This is a genomic window from Pseudomonas sp. RP-B7 (assembly GCF_059803535.1).
In genome coordinates this window covers 15,000-30,508 of record NZ_JAPFHC010000028.1, presented here as the reverse complement: position 1 = coordinate 30,508, position 15,509 = coordinate 15,000, and the positions used below count along the sequence as shown (strand labels likewise).

Annotated in this window: 15 protein-coding genes; 9 read left to right on the top strand and 6 right to left on the bottom strand. The window is 62.1% G+C overall.

Features of this window, described 5'->3' with window-relative positions; genetic code table 11:
• Window positions 1–119: 119 nt before the first annotated feature.
• The 4 genes from hmgA (at window position 120) to OPU96_RS21950 (ending at window position 4,851) form a co-directional block, all read left to right on the top strand.
• Window positions 120–1,403 (top strand): homogentisate 1,2-dioxygenase, encoded by a 1,284-nt coding sequence (gene hmgA, locus OPU96_RS21965; RefSeq protein WP_305392111.1) that lies wholly within the window; start codon window positions 120–122, stop codon window positions 1,401–1,403.
• Window positions 1,404–1,406: 3 nt separating this feature from the next.
• Window positions 1,407–2,693: a fumarylacetoacetase gene (gene fahA, locus OPU96_RS21960; RefSeq protein ID WP_226457430.1), complete on the top strand. Its 1,287-nt coding sequence runs from the start codon at window positions 1,407–1,409 to the stop codon at window positions 2,691–2,693.
• Window positions 2,694–2,705: 12 nt separating this feature from the next.
• A complete protein-coding gene (gene maiA, locus OPU96_RS21955; protein ID WP_498559675.1) occupies window positions 2,706–3,341 on the top strand; it encodes a maleylacetoacetate isomerase in 636 nt (211 codons plus the stop codon).
• Window positions 3,342–3,480: 139 nt separating this feature from the next.
• Entirely contained in the window at window positions 3,481–4,851 is a 1,371-nt protein-coding gene (locus tag OPU96_RS21950; RefSeq protein WP_226457429.1) for an MFS transporter, read from the top strand.
• A 27-nt stretch (window positions 4,852–4,878) separates the two neighbouring features.
• Here the strand turns inward: OPU96_RS21950 and OPU96_RS21945 are convergent, their stop codons facing one another.
• Window positions 4,879–5,682 carry a SirB1 family protein gene (locus OPU96_RS21945; protein ID WP_226457428.1) on the bottom strand — a complete coding sequence of 268 codons (804 nt, stop codon included), beginning with the start codon at window positions 5,680–5,682 and terminating at the stop codon, window positions 4,879–4,881.
• A gap of 187 nt (window positions 5,683–5,869) precedes the next feature.
• Here OPU96_RS21945 and OPU96_RS21940 point away from each other — a divergent pair, with 187 nt between their 5' ends.
• A complete protein-coding gene (locus tag OPU96_RS21940) occupies window positions 5,870–6,889 on the top strand; it encodes a Glu/Leu/Phe/Val dehydrogenase family protein (RefSeq protein ID WP_192297487.1) in 1,020 nt (339 codons plus the stop codon).
• A 54-nt stretch (window positions 6,890–6,943) separates the two neighbouring features.
• On the opposite strand, the gene OPU96_RS21935 is transcribed toward OPU96_RS21940, so the two are convergent.
• Window positions 6,944–7,204: a YebG family protein gene (locus OPU96_RS21935; protein ID WP_003188807.1), complete on the bottom strand. Its 261-nt coding sequence runs from the start codon at window positions 7,202–7,204 to the stop codon at window positions 6,944–6,946.
• A 248-nt stretch (window positions 7,205–7,452) separates the two neighbouring features.
• Here OPU96_RS21935 and OPU96_RS21930 point away from each other — a divergent pair, with 248 nt between their 5' ends.
• Window positions 7,453–7,941: a phosphate-starvation-inducible protein PsiE gene (locus OPU96_RS21930; RefSeq protein ID WP_192297485.1), complete on the top strand. Its 489-nt coding sequence runs from the start codon at window positions 7,453–7,455 to the stop codon at window positions 7,939–7,941.
• On the opposite strand, the gene OPU96_RS21925 is transcribed toward OPU96_RS21930, so the two are convergent.
• The 3 genes from OPU96_RS21925 to OPU96_RS21915 all read right to left on the bottom strand — a co-directional run bounded on the left by OPU96_RS21925 (window position 7,938) and on the right by OPU96_RS21915 (window position 11,246).
• On the bottom strand, window positions 7,938–8,252 hold the full coding sequence (locus OPU96_RS21925) for a DUF3509 domain-containing protein (protein ID WP_192297484.1): 315 nt from the start codon (window positions 8,250–8,252) through the stop codon (window positions 7,938–7,940). The two genes, OPU96_RS21930 and OPU96_RS21925, sit on opposite strands and share 4 nt — an antisense overlap.
• 270 nt (window positions 8,253–8,522) lie before the next feature.
• The gene (locus tag OPU96_RS21920) at window positions 8,523–9,809 is read right to left on the bottom strand and encodes a serine/threonine transporter (protein WP_498559674.1); all 1,287 of its coding nucleotides are present in this window, start codon (window positions 9,807–9,809) and stop codon (window positions 8,523–8,525) included.
• 60 nt (window positions 9,810–9,869) lie between these two features.
• Window positions 9,870–11,246, bottom strand: coding sequence for an L-serine ammonia-lyase (locus OPU96_RS21915; protein WP_226457426.1), 1,377 nt, complete (start codon window positions 11,244–11,246; stop codon window positions 9,870–9,872).
• Between the two features lie 136 nt (window positions 11,247–11,382).
• On the opposite strand from OPU96_RS21915, the gene OPU96_RS21910 reads away from it, so the two are divergent.
• Together OPU96_RS21910 and OPU96_RS21905 are read left to right on the top strand one after the other, a co-directional pair.
• Window positions 11,383–12,330: a LysR substrate-binding domain-containing protein gene (locus OPU96_RS21910; RefSeq protein WP_192297479.1), complete on the top strand. Its 948-nt coding sequence runs from the start codon at window positions 11,383–11,385 to the stop codon at window positions 12,328–12,330.
• 212 nt (window positions 12,331–12,542) lie between these two features.
• Window positions 12,543–12,953 (top strand): HPF/RaiA family ribosome-associated protein, encoded by a 411-nt coding sequence (locus tag OPU96_RS21905; RefSeq protein ID WP_012722380.1) that lies wholly within the window; start codon window positions 12,543–12,545, stop codon window positions 12,951–12,953.
• A 61-nt stretch (window positions 12,954–13,014) separates the two neighbouring features.
• Here the strand turns inward: OPU96_RS21905 and OPU96_RS21900 are convergent, their stop codons facing one another.
• Complete coding sequence (locus OPU96_RS21900) at window positions 13,015–14,526, bottom strand: MFS transporter (RefSeq protein ID WP_226457425.1); 1,512 nt, start codon at window positions 14,524–14,526, stop codon at window positions 13,015–13,017.
• Between the two features lie 106 nt (window positions 14,527–14,632).
• Here OPU96_RS21900 and OPU96_RS21895 point away from each other — a divergent pair, with 106 nt between their 5' ends.
• On the top strand, window positions 14,633–15,505 hold the full coding sequence (locus tag OPU96_RS21895; RefSeq protein ID WP_226457424.1) for a LysR family transcriptional regulator: 873 nt from the start codon (window positions 14,633–14,635) through the stop codon (window positions 15,503–15,505).
• Window positions 15,506–15,509: the final 4 nt, after the last annotated feature.

Sequence of the window (15,509 nt, the reverse complement as noted above, 5' to 3'; positions counted from 1 at the left end):
GGGGAGCGGGAATCCGAGAGATGAATGGGCGTCTTTATAGCTTGACGGTCGATAGTGATCAAATTACGTTATGCGTAACTGGATTACGATAAAAACAACTTCCGTACAGAGGATGATCCATGAACCTCGAATACCTCTCGGGCTTCGGCAATGAATTCGCCAGCGAAGCCCTGCCCGGCGCATTGCCGGTCGGCCAGAACTCCCCGCAAAAAGCGCCCTACGGGCTGTACACCGAACTCTTCTCCGGTACGGCCTTCACCATGGTGCGCAGCGAAGCCCGGCGTACCTGGCTGTACCGCATCCAGCCGTCGGCCAATCACCCGGCGTTCGTCAAGTTGGAGCGCCAGCTCGCCGGCGGACCGCTGGGCGCGGTGACGCCAAACCGGTTGCGTTGGAACCCGTTGGATATTCCCGCTGAACCGACGGACTTTATCGACGGCCTTGTCGGCATGGTCGCCAACTCCGGGTCGGAAAAACCCGCAGGCATCAGCATTTACAACTATTGCGCCAACCGCTCGATGGAACGGGTGTTCTTCAATGCCGATGGCGAACTGCTGATCGTCCCCGAGCAGGGCCGCCTGCGCATCGCCACCGAGCTGGGCGTGCTGGACGTTGAGCCGCTGGAGATTGCCGTACTGCCACGCGGCCTGAAATTCCGTGTCGAACTGCTGGATGCCCAAGCCCGCGGCTACGTCGCCGAGAACCATGGCGCCCCCTTGCGCTTGCCGGACCTCGGCCCCATCGGCAGCAATGGCCTGGCCAACCCGCGTGACTTCCTCACGCCGGTCGCGCATTACGAGAACCTGCAGCAACCGACCACCCTGGTGCAGAAATTCCTCGGCGAACTGTGGGGCTGTGAGCTCGACCACTCGCCGCTCAATGTGGTCGCCTGGCACGGCAACAATGTGCCGTACAAATACGACCTGCGCCGTTTCAACACCATCGGCACCGTCAGCTTCGATCACCCCGACCCGTCGATCTTCACCGTGTTGACCTCGCCCACCAGCGTGCACGGCCTGGCCAACCTCGACTTCGTGATCTTCCCGCCGCGCTGGATGGTGGCCGAGAACACCTTCCGGCCGCCGTGGTTCCATCGCAACCTGATGAACGAATACATGGGCCTGATCCAGGGGGCCTACGACGCCAAGGCCGAAGGCTTCCTGCCCGGCGGCGCGTCGCTGCACAGCTGCATGAGCGCCCACGGCCCGGACGGCGAAACCTGCACCAAGGCGATCAACGTCGAGCTGGCGCCGCACAAGATCGATAACACCATGGCCTTCATGTTCGAGACCAGCCAAGTGCTGCGCCCGACCCAATTCGCCCTGGACTGCCCGCAACTGCAACCCTCTTATGACGCGTGCTGGGCCTCGCTGCCCGTCACCTTCAACCCGAACCGGAGATAACCCATGACTCAGCCCACCACGACCCGCAGCTGGGTAGCCTCCGCCAACGGTCACGCCGATTTCCCATTGCAAAACCTGCCCCTGGGCATCTTCAGCCACAACGGCTCGGCGCCGCGCAGTGGCGTGGCGATAGGCGACGCGATCCTGGACCTGCACGCGGCCATCGACGCGTTCGAAGGCGAAGCCCGGCGTGCCGTCGAAGCCACGGCCGGTGGCCAGTTGAACGACTTTTTCGCACTGGGTCGCGGCCCGCGCGTGGCCCTGCGCGAGCGCCTGCTGGAACTGCTCGCCGAAGGCAGCCCGCTGCAAGCGCGAGAGGCCCAGGTGCTGCATCGCGCCGCCGATTGCCAGATGCACCTGCCAGCGAAAATCAGCGATTACACCGACTTCTACGTCGGCATCGAGCACGCGCAGAACGTTGGCAAACTGTTCCGTCCGGATAACCCATTGCTGCCCAACTACAAGTACGTGCCGATTGGCTACCACGGTCGCGCCTCGACCGTTCGCCCGTCCGGTACGGACGTGCGCCGCCCCAAAGGCCAGACGCTGCCGGCCGGCCAGACCGAACCGAGCTTCGGCCCCTGCGCACGCCTGGACTACGAGCTGGAGCTGGGCATCTGGATCGGCCAGGGCAATGCCATGGGCGACTCGATTGCGATTGGCGACGCGGCCGAGCATATCGCCGGTTTCTGCCTGCTCAACGACTGGTCGGCGCGGGACATCCAGGCCTGGGAATACCAGCCGCTGGGGCCATTCCTGTCGAAAAGCTTCATCACCACCGTCTCGCCGTGGGTCGTCACCGCCGAAGCCCTGGCGCCGTTCCGCAAGGCACAACCGGCGCGTCCTGAAGGCGACCCGCAACCGCTGCCGTACCTGCTGGATAAACGCGACCAGGCGGCGGGTGCGCTGGACATCGAACTGGAAGTGCTGCTGACCACCGCCGCCATGCGCGAGCAGAACCTGCCGGCCCAGCGCCTGGCCCTGAGCAACAGCTTGCATATGTACTGGACCGTCGCCCAGTTGGTGGCGCATCACAGCGTCAACGGTTGCCAATTGCAGCCCGGTGACCTGTTTGGTTCGGGCACCTTGTCCGGGCCGCAGGAAGGCCAGTTTGGCAGCCTGCTGGAAATGACCGAGGGCGGTAAGAAGGTGGTCGAGTTGCCTTCCGGCGAGGTGCGCAAGTTTCTTGAAGACGGTGACGAAATCATCCTGCGCGCCCGCTGCAACCGCGAAGGGTTTGCCTCCATCGGCTTCGGCGAGTGCCGTGGCACGGTGGTCGCCGCACATTAAGAGGGCAGGGCGATGGAACTCTATACCTACTACCGCTCCACCGCGTCGTACCGGGTGCGCATCGCCCTGGCGCTCAAGGGCCTGGATTTTCGTGCGGTGCCGGTCAACCTGCTGGTGCCGGCCGGTGGCGCGAACCGCCAGCCCGAGTACCTGGCGATCAACCCGCAGGGCCGCGTGCCTGCCCTGCGCACCGATGACGGCGAGTTGTTGATCCAGTCACCGGCGATCATCGAGTACCTCGACGAACGTTATCCACAGGCGCCGCTGCTTTCCAAGGACCTGGCAACCCGTGCCCACGAACGCGCGGTGGCGTCGATCATTGGCTGCGATATTCATCCGTTGCACAACTCCAGCACCCAGAACCTGTTGCGTCAGTGGGGGCATGACGAAGCGCAACTGCTGGAATGGATCGGCCATTGGATCAGCCAGGGCCTGGGCGCGGTGGAACAGTTGATTGGCGACATAGGGTTTTGCTTTGGGGAGCAGCCAGGCATGGCGGATGCGTTTCTGATTCCGCAGCTATATGCGGCGGAGCGCTTCAAGGTGCCGTTGGCGGCGTATCCGCGTATCGGCCGGGTAGCGGCGTTGGCCGCGCAGCATCCGGCCTTTATTCAGGCGCACCCCGCCAATCAACCTGACACCCCCTAAATACACATGTGGCAGCTGGCTTGCCTGCGATAGCGGAGCACCCGTGCCAGATGAGTTGCCTGACGCACCGCCATCGCAGGCAAGCCAGCTCCCACAGTTTGATCAGCGTCATCCTTATAAAAATAATAGGTACCTTGCGATGCACAATCAGATTGCCAGCTTTCGCGCGGCACTCGACGCCCGTCCGGTGTCGCGCTATCAGTGGTTGATTCTTCTGTTGCTGGCGCTGTTGCTGGTGACCGATGGTTACGACGCCCAGGTCCTGGGTTACGTGGTGCCAGCGCTGGCCAAGGATTGGGGGCTGGAAAAAGCGGCCTTCGGCCCGGTGTTCAGCGCCAACCTGCTGGGGCTGACGTTGGGCTCGCTGCTGGTCACGCCGCTGGCGGACCGCTTTGGCGTGCGCCGCATCCTGCTCGGCTGCGTGCTGATCTACGCCAGCCTCACGCTGCTGATGGTGTTCGCCCACTCACTGACCAGCTTGATGGCGGCACGCTTTATCTGCGGCATCGGCATGGGCGGCGCCATGCCGAGCGCCATGGCGTTGATGTCGGATTACTCGCCACCGCGCCTGCGCACCTTGATGGTGACGTTGGCTGCGTGCGGCTTTTCGTTCGGCGGTGCGGCGGGTGGTTTTGTGGCCGCCGGGTTTATCGACGGCTTCGGCTGGCAGGCGGTGTTTCTTGCCGGTGGCGTGACGCCGTTGCTGCTGTTCCCGTTCCTCGTGTGGTTGCTGCCGGAGTCGCTGCCGCGCTTGCTGCGGGATGCGCCGCCGTATGCGCGTTTGCACGACGTCAGCACGCACATGGTGCCCGGCTGGCAAGCGCCGCTGGCGGCTGCGGCAGACAGCCCGCAGGCGCAGGGCGGCCAACTGACGGTAGTGGAGCTGTTCCGCAACGGCTATGCGCGCCCGACGCTGCTGATCTGGGCAACGTTTTTTGTCAGCCTGATCCTGTTGTATTTCATGATCAGTTGGTTGCCGTCGCTGCTGCTGGAAAGTGGGCTGGCCCTCAAGCAAGCCAACCTGGTGACCTCGATGTTCCTGTTTGCCGGCACCCTTGGTGCCATCGGCATGGCCTGGTTCGCCGACCGCCTGAAAAGCAAAGTGCGCCTGTTGTCCGGGGTATTGGCGGCGGCCGCGCTGTGCACGATCCTGCTGGGCTTGAATCACGACAATCCGCGCTACCTGGTGGCGTGCGTGTTTGCCGCCGGGTTCTGCATTATCGGCGGGCAACTGACGCTTAACGCTTTCGCCAGCAACTTCTACCCGGCCCACGTGCGCGCCACTGGCACGGGGTGGGCGTTGGGTGTGGGTCGGTTTGGCTCGATCCTGGGGCCGCTGTTCGGCAGCCTGTTGTTGGCGATGCATATCCCGGTGCAGCAGATTTTCTTCTTCTGTGCGATTCCGGCGGTGATGGCGGCGCTCTTGATCATCCAAGTGAGATCACCGGGCTCAAGTGGGCCTGTGAGTCCGTTGCATGGCGACATTCTAAAAGCGCCGGCCAATCACTGATGCGCCGCAGCTTCCACAATTTGATGCTCAGTGCACCACTGAGTTAGGCGGCAAATGGCCCAATCGCTCGGTCAAGCGCAGGCGTTGGATCGGGTCCTCACTGAGCATCAACGCGTGCTCCAGATCAAAACGCTCGGCGTTCGGGCAATCCAGGCGCTGATACAAACTGGCCCGCGCCAGGTAATCGGCGGCGCTGGCATTGCCCAGTTCCAGTACACGTTCGGCATCCACCAGGGCGGCCAGCGGCGCGTCATTGGCCAGGTGCAGTTGGCGCAGGTTGCGTGACAGGCGTTGCAGGATCGAACGTGGGTCGGCGCTGTGCAGGTGGTCGGCCTGCAACTTGAGGTTGGGGCCGTATTGGCGTTGCAGCAGTTCGCGGCAATCGTTGGGGTACAGGCGCCGGCCGCCGCAGGGGTCCAGCAGGTGATCGGCGCCGGGTACCCGCAGCAGGAAGTGTCCGGGGAAATTCACGCCGACCATCGGGATGTGCAGGCGTCGCGCCAGCTCCAGCGCGATCAACCCCATGGCCAGCGGCTGCCCGCGTTTGCGTTGCAAGACTTTGTCCAGCAAGGCCGCGGCGGGGCGTAGCGGGGTGAAGTCGTCCTGGGCGAAGCCCAGGTCGTTCAAGCGGCGCAGCAGCGGCTGGCCCAGTTCATCCGCCGGCAGCATGGGCATGCCTACGCTGACTTGCTGTTGCAGCAACGTCAGCTCTTGCAGGATCACCAACGGCTGCACCGTGGGGTCGTGCTCGGCGGCAATCCACAGCGCCGCTTCAAACAGCGCAGGGGGGGAGCGTTCCAGGCAGGCGAAAAAGGCTTTGCGGGGATTCATTGCATTCTCCGGCGGATGTCCCCGTTTTAGCCTTGCTGGGAATTTTCGTCCAGTGGCTTGAGAAATATCCCACTTGCTTATGTCGCGCGACCTGCAAAACCGGGCGGCTTATTCCAGCGTATTCCGGCAGTTTTCCACCGCAAGCCTATACTTGGGCCACTACCAGAAGTGATTCGGGAGCTTGACGATGTTTGCTCTCATGCACAGCACCCGCCTTGAATCGCTGCACTTGAGCGTCGACCCGGTTACCGGGCTGAAGGCGGTCATCGCCATCCACAACAGCCGTCTCGGGCCCGCCCTGGGTGGCTGTCGCTACCTCTCCTACCCCGACGACGAAAGTGCCGTGGCGGATGCCGCGCGCCTGGCCCAGGGCATGAGCTACAAGGCCGCCCTGGCTGGCTTGCCGGTGGGCGGCGGCACGGCGGTGATTGTCCGCCCAGTGCACGTGGAAAGCCGCGCCGCGTTGTTTGAAGCCTTTGGCCGCTGCCTCGAAAAACTCGACGGGCGCTTCATCACCGCCATCGACAGTGGCACCTCGGTAGCCGACATGGACTGCATCGCCCAGCACACCCGTTTCGTCACCAGCACCACGGCGGCGGGCGACCCTTCGTCCCATACTGCCATGGGCGTATTCACCGGTATCCGCGCCACCGCCATGGCGCGCCTGGGCAGTGACAACCTCGAAGGCCTGCGGGTGGCCGTGCAGGGCCTGGGCAACGTCGGTTACGCGCTGGCCGAGCAACTGCACGCCGCGGGTGCCGAGCTGCTGGTGAGCGACATCGACCATGGCAAGGTGCAGTTGGCCATGGAGCAATTGGGCGCGCACCCCATCGCCAACGATGCATTGCTCAGCACCCCCTGCGACATCCTGGCCCCCTGCGGCCTGGGCGCCGTATTCAACCGCCAGAGCGTCGGCCAACTGCGCTGCGCCGCCGTCGCCGGTTCCGCCAGCGCGCAACTGACCCACCTGGACAACGCCGATCAGCTGGAAGCACGGGGCATCCTCTACGCCCCCGACTACGTGATCAACTCCGGCGGCCTGATCTACGTCGCCCTCAAGCACCGTGGCGCCGAACTGCCCACCATCACCGCGCACCTGTCGAACATTGGCACCCGCCTGACGGAAATCTACGCCCACGCCCAAGCCGAAAAACGCTCCCCCGCCAGGGTGGCGGACGAACTGGCCGAACGCCTGCTGTACCGCTAACCAGATATTAAAAAGGCCCTGAATCAATGATTCAGGGCCTGTTCAATTCGGGCTTTATTCCGCCGCCGGGTTCAGCAACTCGGACAGTGCATCCGGTTGGCTCTTGAACGCCTTGGCAAACACATCGCGGTTCTTCGCCATGTAGATCCCGGCTTCCTCAACCTGCTGCTCGCTCAACGACGGCACGGCTTTTTGCAACACTTCTGCGAGCAACTCAGCGAGTTCAAGCATCTTGTCATGACGGTCAGCTTCGGCTTTATCCATGAACAAACGCTCCAGATCTCGGCTGCTGCGGTATACCACTTCGACGGCCATTCACCACCTCACATGCCTTCACGATAGTTGTCTTTTGCGACTACTGTATTTATATACAGCTAAAAGGGTAAGCCAAACCGTGGGGTTTGGGTAGCAGTTTTTTAATGTAGCCCGTAAATACAGGTTGAGCGTGCCTCATGTCACCCCGCCATCATCTTATACACGCCGCTGGCCTTTTTTCTGCATGCAGAACAACCGTCACGTCCAACCCGCATTATCCGGTCGAACCGACCTAAGGAAGCATCATCGTGAAAATCAACTGGGCCGAAAGGCTGCGCCAGAACGTGCATGGGCTGGCGGAATCCCTGGGTAATCTGTTTGTGGAGTCGTTTCACTACCTGGCGCTGTTCGCCATTGGTGCGGTGACGGCCTGGGCGGCGGTGATGGAATTTCTGGGGATGCTGGAGAACGGGCATATCAAGATCGATGACATCTTGCTGCTGTTCATCTACCTGGAATTGGGCGCGATGGTCGGGATTTACTTCAAGACCAACCACATGCCCGTGCGCTTCCTGATCTACGTGGCGATCACCGCACTGACGCGCCTGTTGATCTCCAACGTGTCCCACCACAACCCGCCAGACGTAGGCATCATCTACCTGTGCGGTGGGATTCTGCTGTTGGCCTTCTCGATTCTGGTGGTGCGCTACGCCTCGTCGGCGTTCCCTTCGGTGAAAGTCGAAGGCCCGCGTCGCAAGGGCGAGGCGAGCCTGGAGACCGAGAAGGGTGAGCTTTAAAGCCCGACGCTGAAGGGCAGGGCGCGGCTGGGTGGTCGCTGCAACAGTTTGTGATCGCCATCCGTCATCACCGCCAGGATCTCCATGGCGCTGTGGCCCTGCTCGATGGCGATGCCGAATTGGATGCTTTGCACCAGGCGTTTAAGGCGCTGTGGATCGTTGCGTTGTTCGGCGCTGATCATGCGCTTGGCCACCACGCCCGACTCATTCGAGAGGGTGAGCATGATGCTGCCATCCAGTCGCTGGATGCTGAGGTTGACGCGGTATTCGGGGGTGAAGGTGTCGGTGATGATCTGAAAAGGATTGTCCATGGTGCGTACCGCCTGATAAGAACATGCAGTCATTGACGGCCGGTGGCGGGATTAGTTCGTATCTCCTGACCACCGGCCATTGCCCTCATTCCCTGTACAGCAAGGGCCGTGCCGTACAGTGAACCCTCCAGCGCTGAAGTCCCCCTGTGGGAGCGGGCTTGCTCGCGAATGCGGTGGATCAGTCAATGAATACTTGGCTGATGTACCGCATTCGCGAGCAAGCCCGCTCCCACATTCACTCAGTGTTGTTCATCAGGTTTGTGCGTTGTTTCAGGGCAATACCGAAAAAACGATCGCAGACAGCGCAATCAGCCCAATCACCACCACAAACACATTCGACACCTGGCCCGAATACTGGCGCAGCGATGGCACGCGGCGAATCGCATACATCGGCATCAGGAACAGCAGGCACGCGATGATCGGCCCGCCCATGGTTTCGATCATGCCCAGGATGCTCGGGTTGAAGGTGGCCACGGCCCAGCAGGTCAGCACCATGAACAGCGCGGTGCTGCGCTCCAGCCATTTGGCCGACATCGAACGGTTACGCCCGCGCAACGATTTGACGATCAAACCTTGAAAGCCTTCGCTGGCGCCGATGTAGTGGCCGAGGAACGATTTGGTGATGGCCACCAGCGCGATCAACGGCGCGGCATAGGCGATCACCGGGGTCTGGAAGTGGTTGGCCAGGTACGACAGGATCGAGATGTTCTGCGCCTTGGCGGCCGCCAGGTCGGCCGGCGACAGGGCCAGCACGCAGCTGAAGCAGAAGAACATCACCGTCAGCACCATCATGCCGTGGGCGGTGGCGAGGATGCCGCTGCTTTTGCGCTCGGCCTGCGGGCCATACACGCGTTTCTGGTCGACGGCGAACGCGGAGATGATCGGCGAGTGGTTGAAGGAAAACACCATCACCGGAATCGCCAGCCACAGGGTCTTGAAGAACAGCGGCAGGGGCATGCCCTCACTGGCTGAGGCGAAGAATGCGCCGTTCCAGTTGGGGATCAGGCTGAATGCCAGCAACAACAGGGCGGCGACGAACGGATACACCAGCACGCTCATGGCCTTGACGATCACGCCCTGGCCGCAACGCACAATCGCCATCAGGCCGAGGATCAGCACCAGCGACAGGATCGCCCGGGGCGGCGGGGCCATGTGCAGTTGGTGTTCCATGAAGCTGCTCAGCGTGTTGGTCAGCGCCACGCTGTACACCAGCAGGATCGGGAAGATCGCAAAGAAATACAGCAGGGTGATCAGCTTGCCCGCGCCGACGCCGAAATGTTCTTCGACCACTTCGGTGATGTCGCCGGATTTGCCCGACAGCACAAAGCGCGTCAGCCCACGGTGGGCGAAGAAAGTCATCGGGAAAGCCAGCAACGCCAGCACGATCAGCGGCCAGAAGCCGCCCACGCCGGCGTTGATCGGCAGGAACAGCGTGCCGGCACCGATGGCGGTGCCGTAGAGGCCGAGCATCCAGGTGGTGTCGTGTTTGGTCCAGCCTTTGCTCACGGTTGTTTCAATTACAGGATTTTCGGCAGCAGGTGTACGTACATCGGTCATCGTTATTGCCTCGTTATTATTTTTGCGCGGGCTCACGTTGGGACGGTCAGGGAATGCTCCTCAGCATTCCACCCAGCTCACGGCCAGGCCGCCCCGTGAAGTTTCTTTGTATTTGTCATGCATATCGGCGCCGGTATCGCGCATGGTGCGGATCACCCGGTCGAGGGAAATGAAGTGTTTGCCGTCGCCGCGCAGGGCCATCTGCGTGGCGTTGATCGCCTTGACGGCGGCAATCGCATTGCGCTCGATGCACGGCACCTGGACCAGCCCGCCGACGGGGTCGCAGGTCAGGCCAAGGTTGTGTTCCAGGCCGATCTCGGCAGCGTTTTCCAGCTGTTCGGGCGTGGCGCCGAGGACATCGGCCAAGCCGGCCGCGGCCATGGCGCAGGCTGAACCGACTTCGCCCTGGCAGCCGACTTCGGCGCCGGAGATCGAGGCGTTTTTCTTGCACAAAATGCCGACAGCGGCGGCCGCCAGGAAGAAATTCACCACGTCGTCGTCGGACGCATCGGCATTGAACTTCATGTAGTAATGCAGCACCGCCGGGATGATCCCCGCCGCGCCATTGGTCGGTGCGGTGACCATGCGCCCGCCGGCGGCGTTTTCTTCGTTGACGGCGAGGGCGAACAGGTTGACCCATTCCATCGCCGACAAGGTCGACGTGATCACATTCGGTTTGCCGATTTCCAACAGGCTGCGGTGCAATTTCGCCGCTCGGCGCGGAACATCCAGGCCGCCTGGCAAGATGCCTTCATCGCGCAGCCCTTGTTCCACGCATTCGCGCATCACCGACCAGATATGCAGCAGGCCGCTGCGGATCTGCTCATCGCTGCGCCATGCGCGTTCGTTGGCCATCATCAGCTCGGAAACCCGCAGGCCGTGCTTGTTGCACAGCGCCAGCAGTTCGACGGCGCTGGAAAAGTCGTAGGGCAATTGCACATCGCTGGTCGGCGCAAGGCCCGATTCGGCCTCAGCCGCTTCGATAATGAAACCGCCGCCCACCGAGTAGTAGGTTTGTTCGCTCAACAGGCCGTTGTCGCCATAGGCGTGCAGGGACATGGCGTTGGGATGGTAGGGCAGGCTTTCGTCCAGCAGCAGGAGATCACTTTGCCAGTTGAAGGCAATTTCCTGTTGGCCTGCGAGCAGCAGTCGACCGGACTCGCGCAGGTGCTGGATACGTGCATTGATCGACGTGGGATCGACGCGATCGGGCCACTCGCCCATCAAGCCCATCACACAGGCGCGGTCGGTGGCATGGCCGATACCTGTGGCGGACAGTGAGCCGTACAGGCGCACTTCGACGCGGCGGGTGTCGCTCAGCAGATGGTGGTCGAGCAGTGCCTGGGCGAAGGTCGCCGCCGCACGCATCGGGCCAACGGTGTGGGAGCTGGACGGGCCGATGCCCACCTTGAATAGATCAAAAACACTGATAGCCATGCTAAAGCCTTACAAGCAATGGAAGGTAATCGCTGCCATTTTTTGTCGGCCGAGCGGAGTTGGCGCGATACTGAGCCTCTGGATCAGCACTGACCAACGAATTATCCTAAGACACCCTTTAGCAGGACTAAACCCTATGACCCGTCCCCTCCATGGCCAGACTTATGTCTGGCTGCACGTGTTTTCCTGCGCGGCACGACACTTGTCGTTCACCCGTTGCGCCGAAGAACTGCACATCACACCGGGGGCGGTGAGCCAGCAGATTCGCCAGCTGGAGGAGCGTTTGGGGTTTCGGCTGTTCCATCGCCGTGCACGCGGGGTAGAGCTCAGCGCCGAGGGGCAACGGCTGGCGGCGACGGTGGGGGAGGCCTACGGCAGCATCGATGCGGAATTGCAGCGGCTGGACGCAGGAATGATCAGCGGCACCTTGCGCCTGCGGTCGATCCCGTCGTTCCTGGGCAAATGGCTGACCCCGCGTCTGCCGCGCTTGCAGCAACGGTTCCCGGACATTCAGCTGCGCATGGTCGCCGAAGACAGCAGCATCGCCTTGCATGAGGGCGACTTCGACCTCGCTATCGACCTGAACGACGGCAGCTACCCCGGCCTGTTATCCACAGCCCTGCTGGATGAGCAGATTTTCCCGGTGTGCGCGCCAAGCCTGCTGCGCGGACGCCCGCCGTTGCATGGCCCGGCCGACCTGGTGCATTTCCCGCTGCTGCACGACATCACCGCCTGGCGTGGGAGTTATGAATACGCCGAGTGGGAGTTTTACCTGAATGCCATCGGTTATCACGAAGCCGATGTGCGCCGCGGCCACACGTTCAACCGCAATCACCTGACCATCGAAGCCGCCATCGCCGGCATGGGCGTGGCCATCGCACGCCGCACCTTGCTCAACGATGAGCTGGAACGCGGCACCTTGATCGTGCCGTTCGGCCTGGCGGTGCCCAACCATAAACGTTACGTGCTGCTGTATGCGCCGGGCGCGCTGAACCATCCGGGCGTGCGGGCGGTGCATGATTGGCTGGTGGAGGAGGCAGGGATTTTTCGCGGATTGCACCCGTTGGGCGAGGGGCAATTGTGAGGGGCGCAGGGTGGAATAAGTTGTAACTAACTCCCCACCCTAACAGCGTTTTTGCTTGTAGTCAGGGTTAATTTGTAATGTGGGATTTATCTTTGCAAAGGGGTTGAATTGTTTCGCTGACTGCTCAATTGTGTAGTCAGGAGGTCATGGTTTCACCGCATCGGTGTTGCAGTTGTGACCTCCCGCGAGCTAGCTGAAATAAGGGAAGAACTATGCAAATCCAAGTCAATAGCGATAACCATATTGAAAGCAGCATCCGACTGGAGGAGTGGGTACGTACTACCATTGAGAGCACGCTCGAACGATACGAAGAAGACCTGACCCGCGTTGAGGTCTACCTGCGCGATGAGAACGGCGACAAGCCCGGTCCCCATGATTTGAGCTGCCGTCTGGAAGCACGGCCAAAGGGCCATCAGCCGCTCTCGGTACTGCACAAGGCCGATACCCTTGAACAGGCTATCGACGGTGCGGCGACCAAGCTGGACCACGCGTTGGAACATCTGTTTGGCCGACTGCAAGGCAAGCCACGCGCTGCCGGTAAAAGTTTGTCGGATACCAAAGTCAATGAAGATGAGCTTGAACAGGAGTTTCTGGAAAAAGAACGTGCCGTATTTAACAGCTGATAGCTGACAGTTCTTTCATCCCCCCCATAAAACGGGCCTGCAAATGCAGGCCCGTTTTCGTTTACCCCAGACGTCGGAAAAAATACCGGCTCAACACTGCCAGCCCGGCGGCGCCCGCCCCTGCGAAGAGCATCGCCCAGCCAGCGCCGTGACGCAGCGCCGCCTGGGCGTCGGTGGCCGCAAGTACGCTTGAGGCGGTGAGCTTGCCCGCTGCAATGTTCTGGCTGATGGCCGGCCACTGCGTCAGCGTACTGGCGGGCAAGAGTGCGGCCAATTGATCGCTGATCCCCAGTAGCAACACCAACCCCATCAACGCAATGTTGAGCGCCAGGGTAATCAACCGCGCACTGAGGTCGATGCCCGAGGCCATTCCCGCGCGGTCTGCGGACACGGAGCCGGTGGTGGTGTTGGTGGTCGGCGAGTTGGTCAGCGCCAGGCCCACGCCGGCCATCACGCAACTGATCAGCACCAGCACGATGCTGGGTCGTGCGGCAAGGTTGACGGCGGCCATGCTCAAGAAGCCTACGCCCATCAGGCCCAGCCCCAGGGGGATGATGCGTTCGGCGCCGTAGCGCAGGGCCAGGCGTTCGGCCAGTGGCGGCACCAGCAAGGTCGGCAAGGTGTAGGCGAGCAGGGCGCCGCCGGTGGTCAGGGTGTCGTAGCCCAGGCCAGCCTGGAAGTAGAGCGGCAGGTAAATCATGAACGGCCAGAAGCTGAAGTTCATGCCGATGGAACCCATCAGCGCACCGTTGAAGCGGCGGATGCGGAACACCGAGAAATCAAACATCGGGTGGGCGCTGCGCCTCTCGATAAATATGAACAGCATCAGGCCGACCAACGCCAAGCCCGCCCAACCGAGCATGGCCGGTGTGCCGAAACCGTATTCGCTGCCCTGGGTGATGAAGTACACCAGCGAAAACACCGACAGCGTCAGGGTCAACATGCCGGCGATATCGAGGCGGTTTCCGGCCGGGTCGCGGGATTCTTGCACGCTGATGTGCAGCAATCCTAGCGTCAGCAAGGTCAGCGGCACGTGTACGAGAAACACCCAGCGCCAGTCCGCCACCGCCAGGATCAACGCCCCGACCATCGGCCCGAAGCCCAACCCCACACCCGCGATCACGCCCCATACCGCAAAGGCCCGTGCGCGCGCCGCTGGCTCGCGGAACTGGTGCGACAGAATCGCGAACTGACAGATCATCATCGCCCCGGCGCCCACGCCCTGTACGAAACGTGCCGCGATCAGCGTGGAGGCGTCGTCAGCCAGGCCACACGCCAGCGAGGCCAGGCCAAACAGCCACAGGCACAGCACCAGCATGCGCCGCCGACCAAAGCGATCGGCCAGGGTACCGGCTGCCATCAACACGCTGGTGCAGGCCAGGGTGTAGGCGTTCATGATCCATTGGGCGTCCTGGAAGCCGGTGCCCAATTGTTGTTCGAGGGTGGGCAGGATGATCGGCACGCTGGAAATCTCCAGGCCGAACATCAGGGCCACCAGGCAGACGGCGGTTAAAGCGAGGCCGTTCCTGGCGGTGTGGGTTGGTTGAGTGGCCGATAACGTGGCGGCGGGCATGGAATTCTCCTGGGAAGAGTGAAGTGATGCTATTTTCAGGGGAATTCAGTTCGTTATTCGTGATAAGTTTTCCGTCAATACGGGAATCAGGAGCGACAATTCAAGCATGTCTATCCCACGTTTTGATGGCGTTGAGCTCTTTCTGCAAGTGGTGGAAAGCGGCAACCTGACCGAGGCGGCCGAACGCCTGAACCTCACGCGCTCGGCCGTCGGCAAAGGTCTGGCGCGGCTGGAAGCCCGCTTGGGCACACGCTTGCTGCAGCGTTCTACCCGGCGTCAGCATCTGACCGAGGATGGGCAGGCGTACTACGAGCATTGCCTACGTGCAGTGGCGGAACTCGAGGCGGCCGAATCGGTGCTGGAAAGCGGGCGCCAGCAGCCGCGCGGACGCTTGAGGGCAAGCGTGCCACTGGCATTCGGGCATCACTATGCGGCGCCTGCGTTGTGGGGGCTGATGGATGTTTACCCGGAGTTGGAGATCGAGATCAGTTTTGCCGACCGCATGATCGATCTGGTGCAGGAAGGCTTTGACCTCGCCGTGCGGATCGGCCCGCTGCCCGACACCGACCGCCTGAGTGCGCGCCGGCTGGGCGAACAATCGGTAGGCCTGGCGGCGTCACCGGCGTACCTGCAGCGCGTAGGACGAATTGAATCTATCGATGATCTGGCAGGCCATCGCGGCATCGCCTACAGAACCAACACCCCGCATCGTTCGAGAGTGGTTTCGCCGTTGGTGCTGGACGACCTCCAGGCCGTGGCCGATGCCGCCATCGCGGGCGTTGGCCTGGCCTGGTTGCCGAGTTGGTTGATCGCGCATTACGTACTGCGCGGGAGGCTGGAGGCGGTGTTGCCGGGCTACCGTGAACAGCCTTCGCCGATCCACGTGATTTGGCCGACCGCACCGCACATGCCAGCCAAGACCCGGTGCGCCATCGACGCACTGGTCGCGGCGACCCCGAGCTGCCTGGCGGGCAGTTAAAGTG

Bases quoted from the DNA above. Each gene is read 5' to 3' on its own strand.
- hmgA (WP_305392111.1), top strand. From the start codon at position 120: ATGAACCTCGAATACCTCTCGGGCTTCGGCAATGAATTCGCCAGCGAA.
- fahA (WP_226457430.1), top strand. From the start codon at position 1,407: ATGACTCAGCCCACCACGACCCGCAGCTGGGTAGCCTCCGCCAACGGT.
- maiA (WP_498559675.1), top strand. From the start codon at position 2,706: ATGGAACTCTATACCTACTACCGCTCCACCGCGTCGTACCGGGTGCGC.
- OPU96_RS21950 (WP_226457429.1), top strand. From the start codon at position 3,481: ATGCACAATCAGATTGCCAGCTTTCGCGCGGCACTCGACGCCCGTCCG.
- OPU96_RS21945 (WP_226457428.1), bottom strand. From the start codon at position 5,682: ATGAATCCCCGCAAAGCCTTTTTCGCCTGCCTGGAACGCTCCCCCCCT.
- OPU96_RS21940 (WP_192297487.1), top strand. From the start codon at position 5,870: ATGTTTGCTCTCATGCACAGCACCCGCCTTGAATCGCTGCACTTGAGC.
- OPU96_RS21935 (WP_003188807.1), bottom strand. From the start codon at position 7,204: ATGGCCGTCGAAGTGGTATACCGCAGCAGCCGAGATCTGGAGCGTTTG.
- OPU96_RS21925 (WP_192297484.1), bottom strand. From the start codon at position 8,252: ATGGACAATCCTTTTCAGATCATCACCGACACCTTCACCCCCGAATAC.
- OPU96_RS21920 (WP_498559674.1), bottom strand. From the start codon at position 9,809: ATGACCGATGTACGTACACCTGCTGCCGAAAATCCTGTAATTGAAACA.
- OPU96_RS21915 (WP_226457426.1), bottom strand. From the start codon at position 11,246: ATGGCTATCAGTGTTTTTGATCTATTCAAGGTGGGCATCGGCCCGTCC.
- OPU96_RS21910 (WP_192297479.1), top strand. From the start codon at position 11,383: ATGACCCGTCCCCTCCATGGCCAGACTTATGTCTGGCTGCACGTGTTT.
- OPU96_RS21905 (WP_012722380.1), top strand. From the start codon at position 12,543: ATGCAAATCCAAGTCAATAGCGATAACCATATTGAAAGCAGCATCCGA.
- OPU96_RS21900 (WP_226457425.1), bottom strand. From the start codon at position 14,526: ATGCCCGCCGCCACGTTATCGGCCACTCAACCAACCCACACCGCCAGG.
- OPU96_RS21895 (WP_226457424.1), top strand. From the start codon at position 14,633: ATGTCTATCCCACGTTTTGATGGCGTTGAGCTCTTTCTGCAAGTGGTG.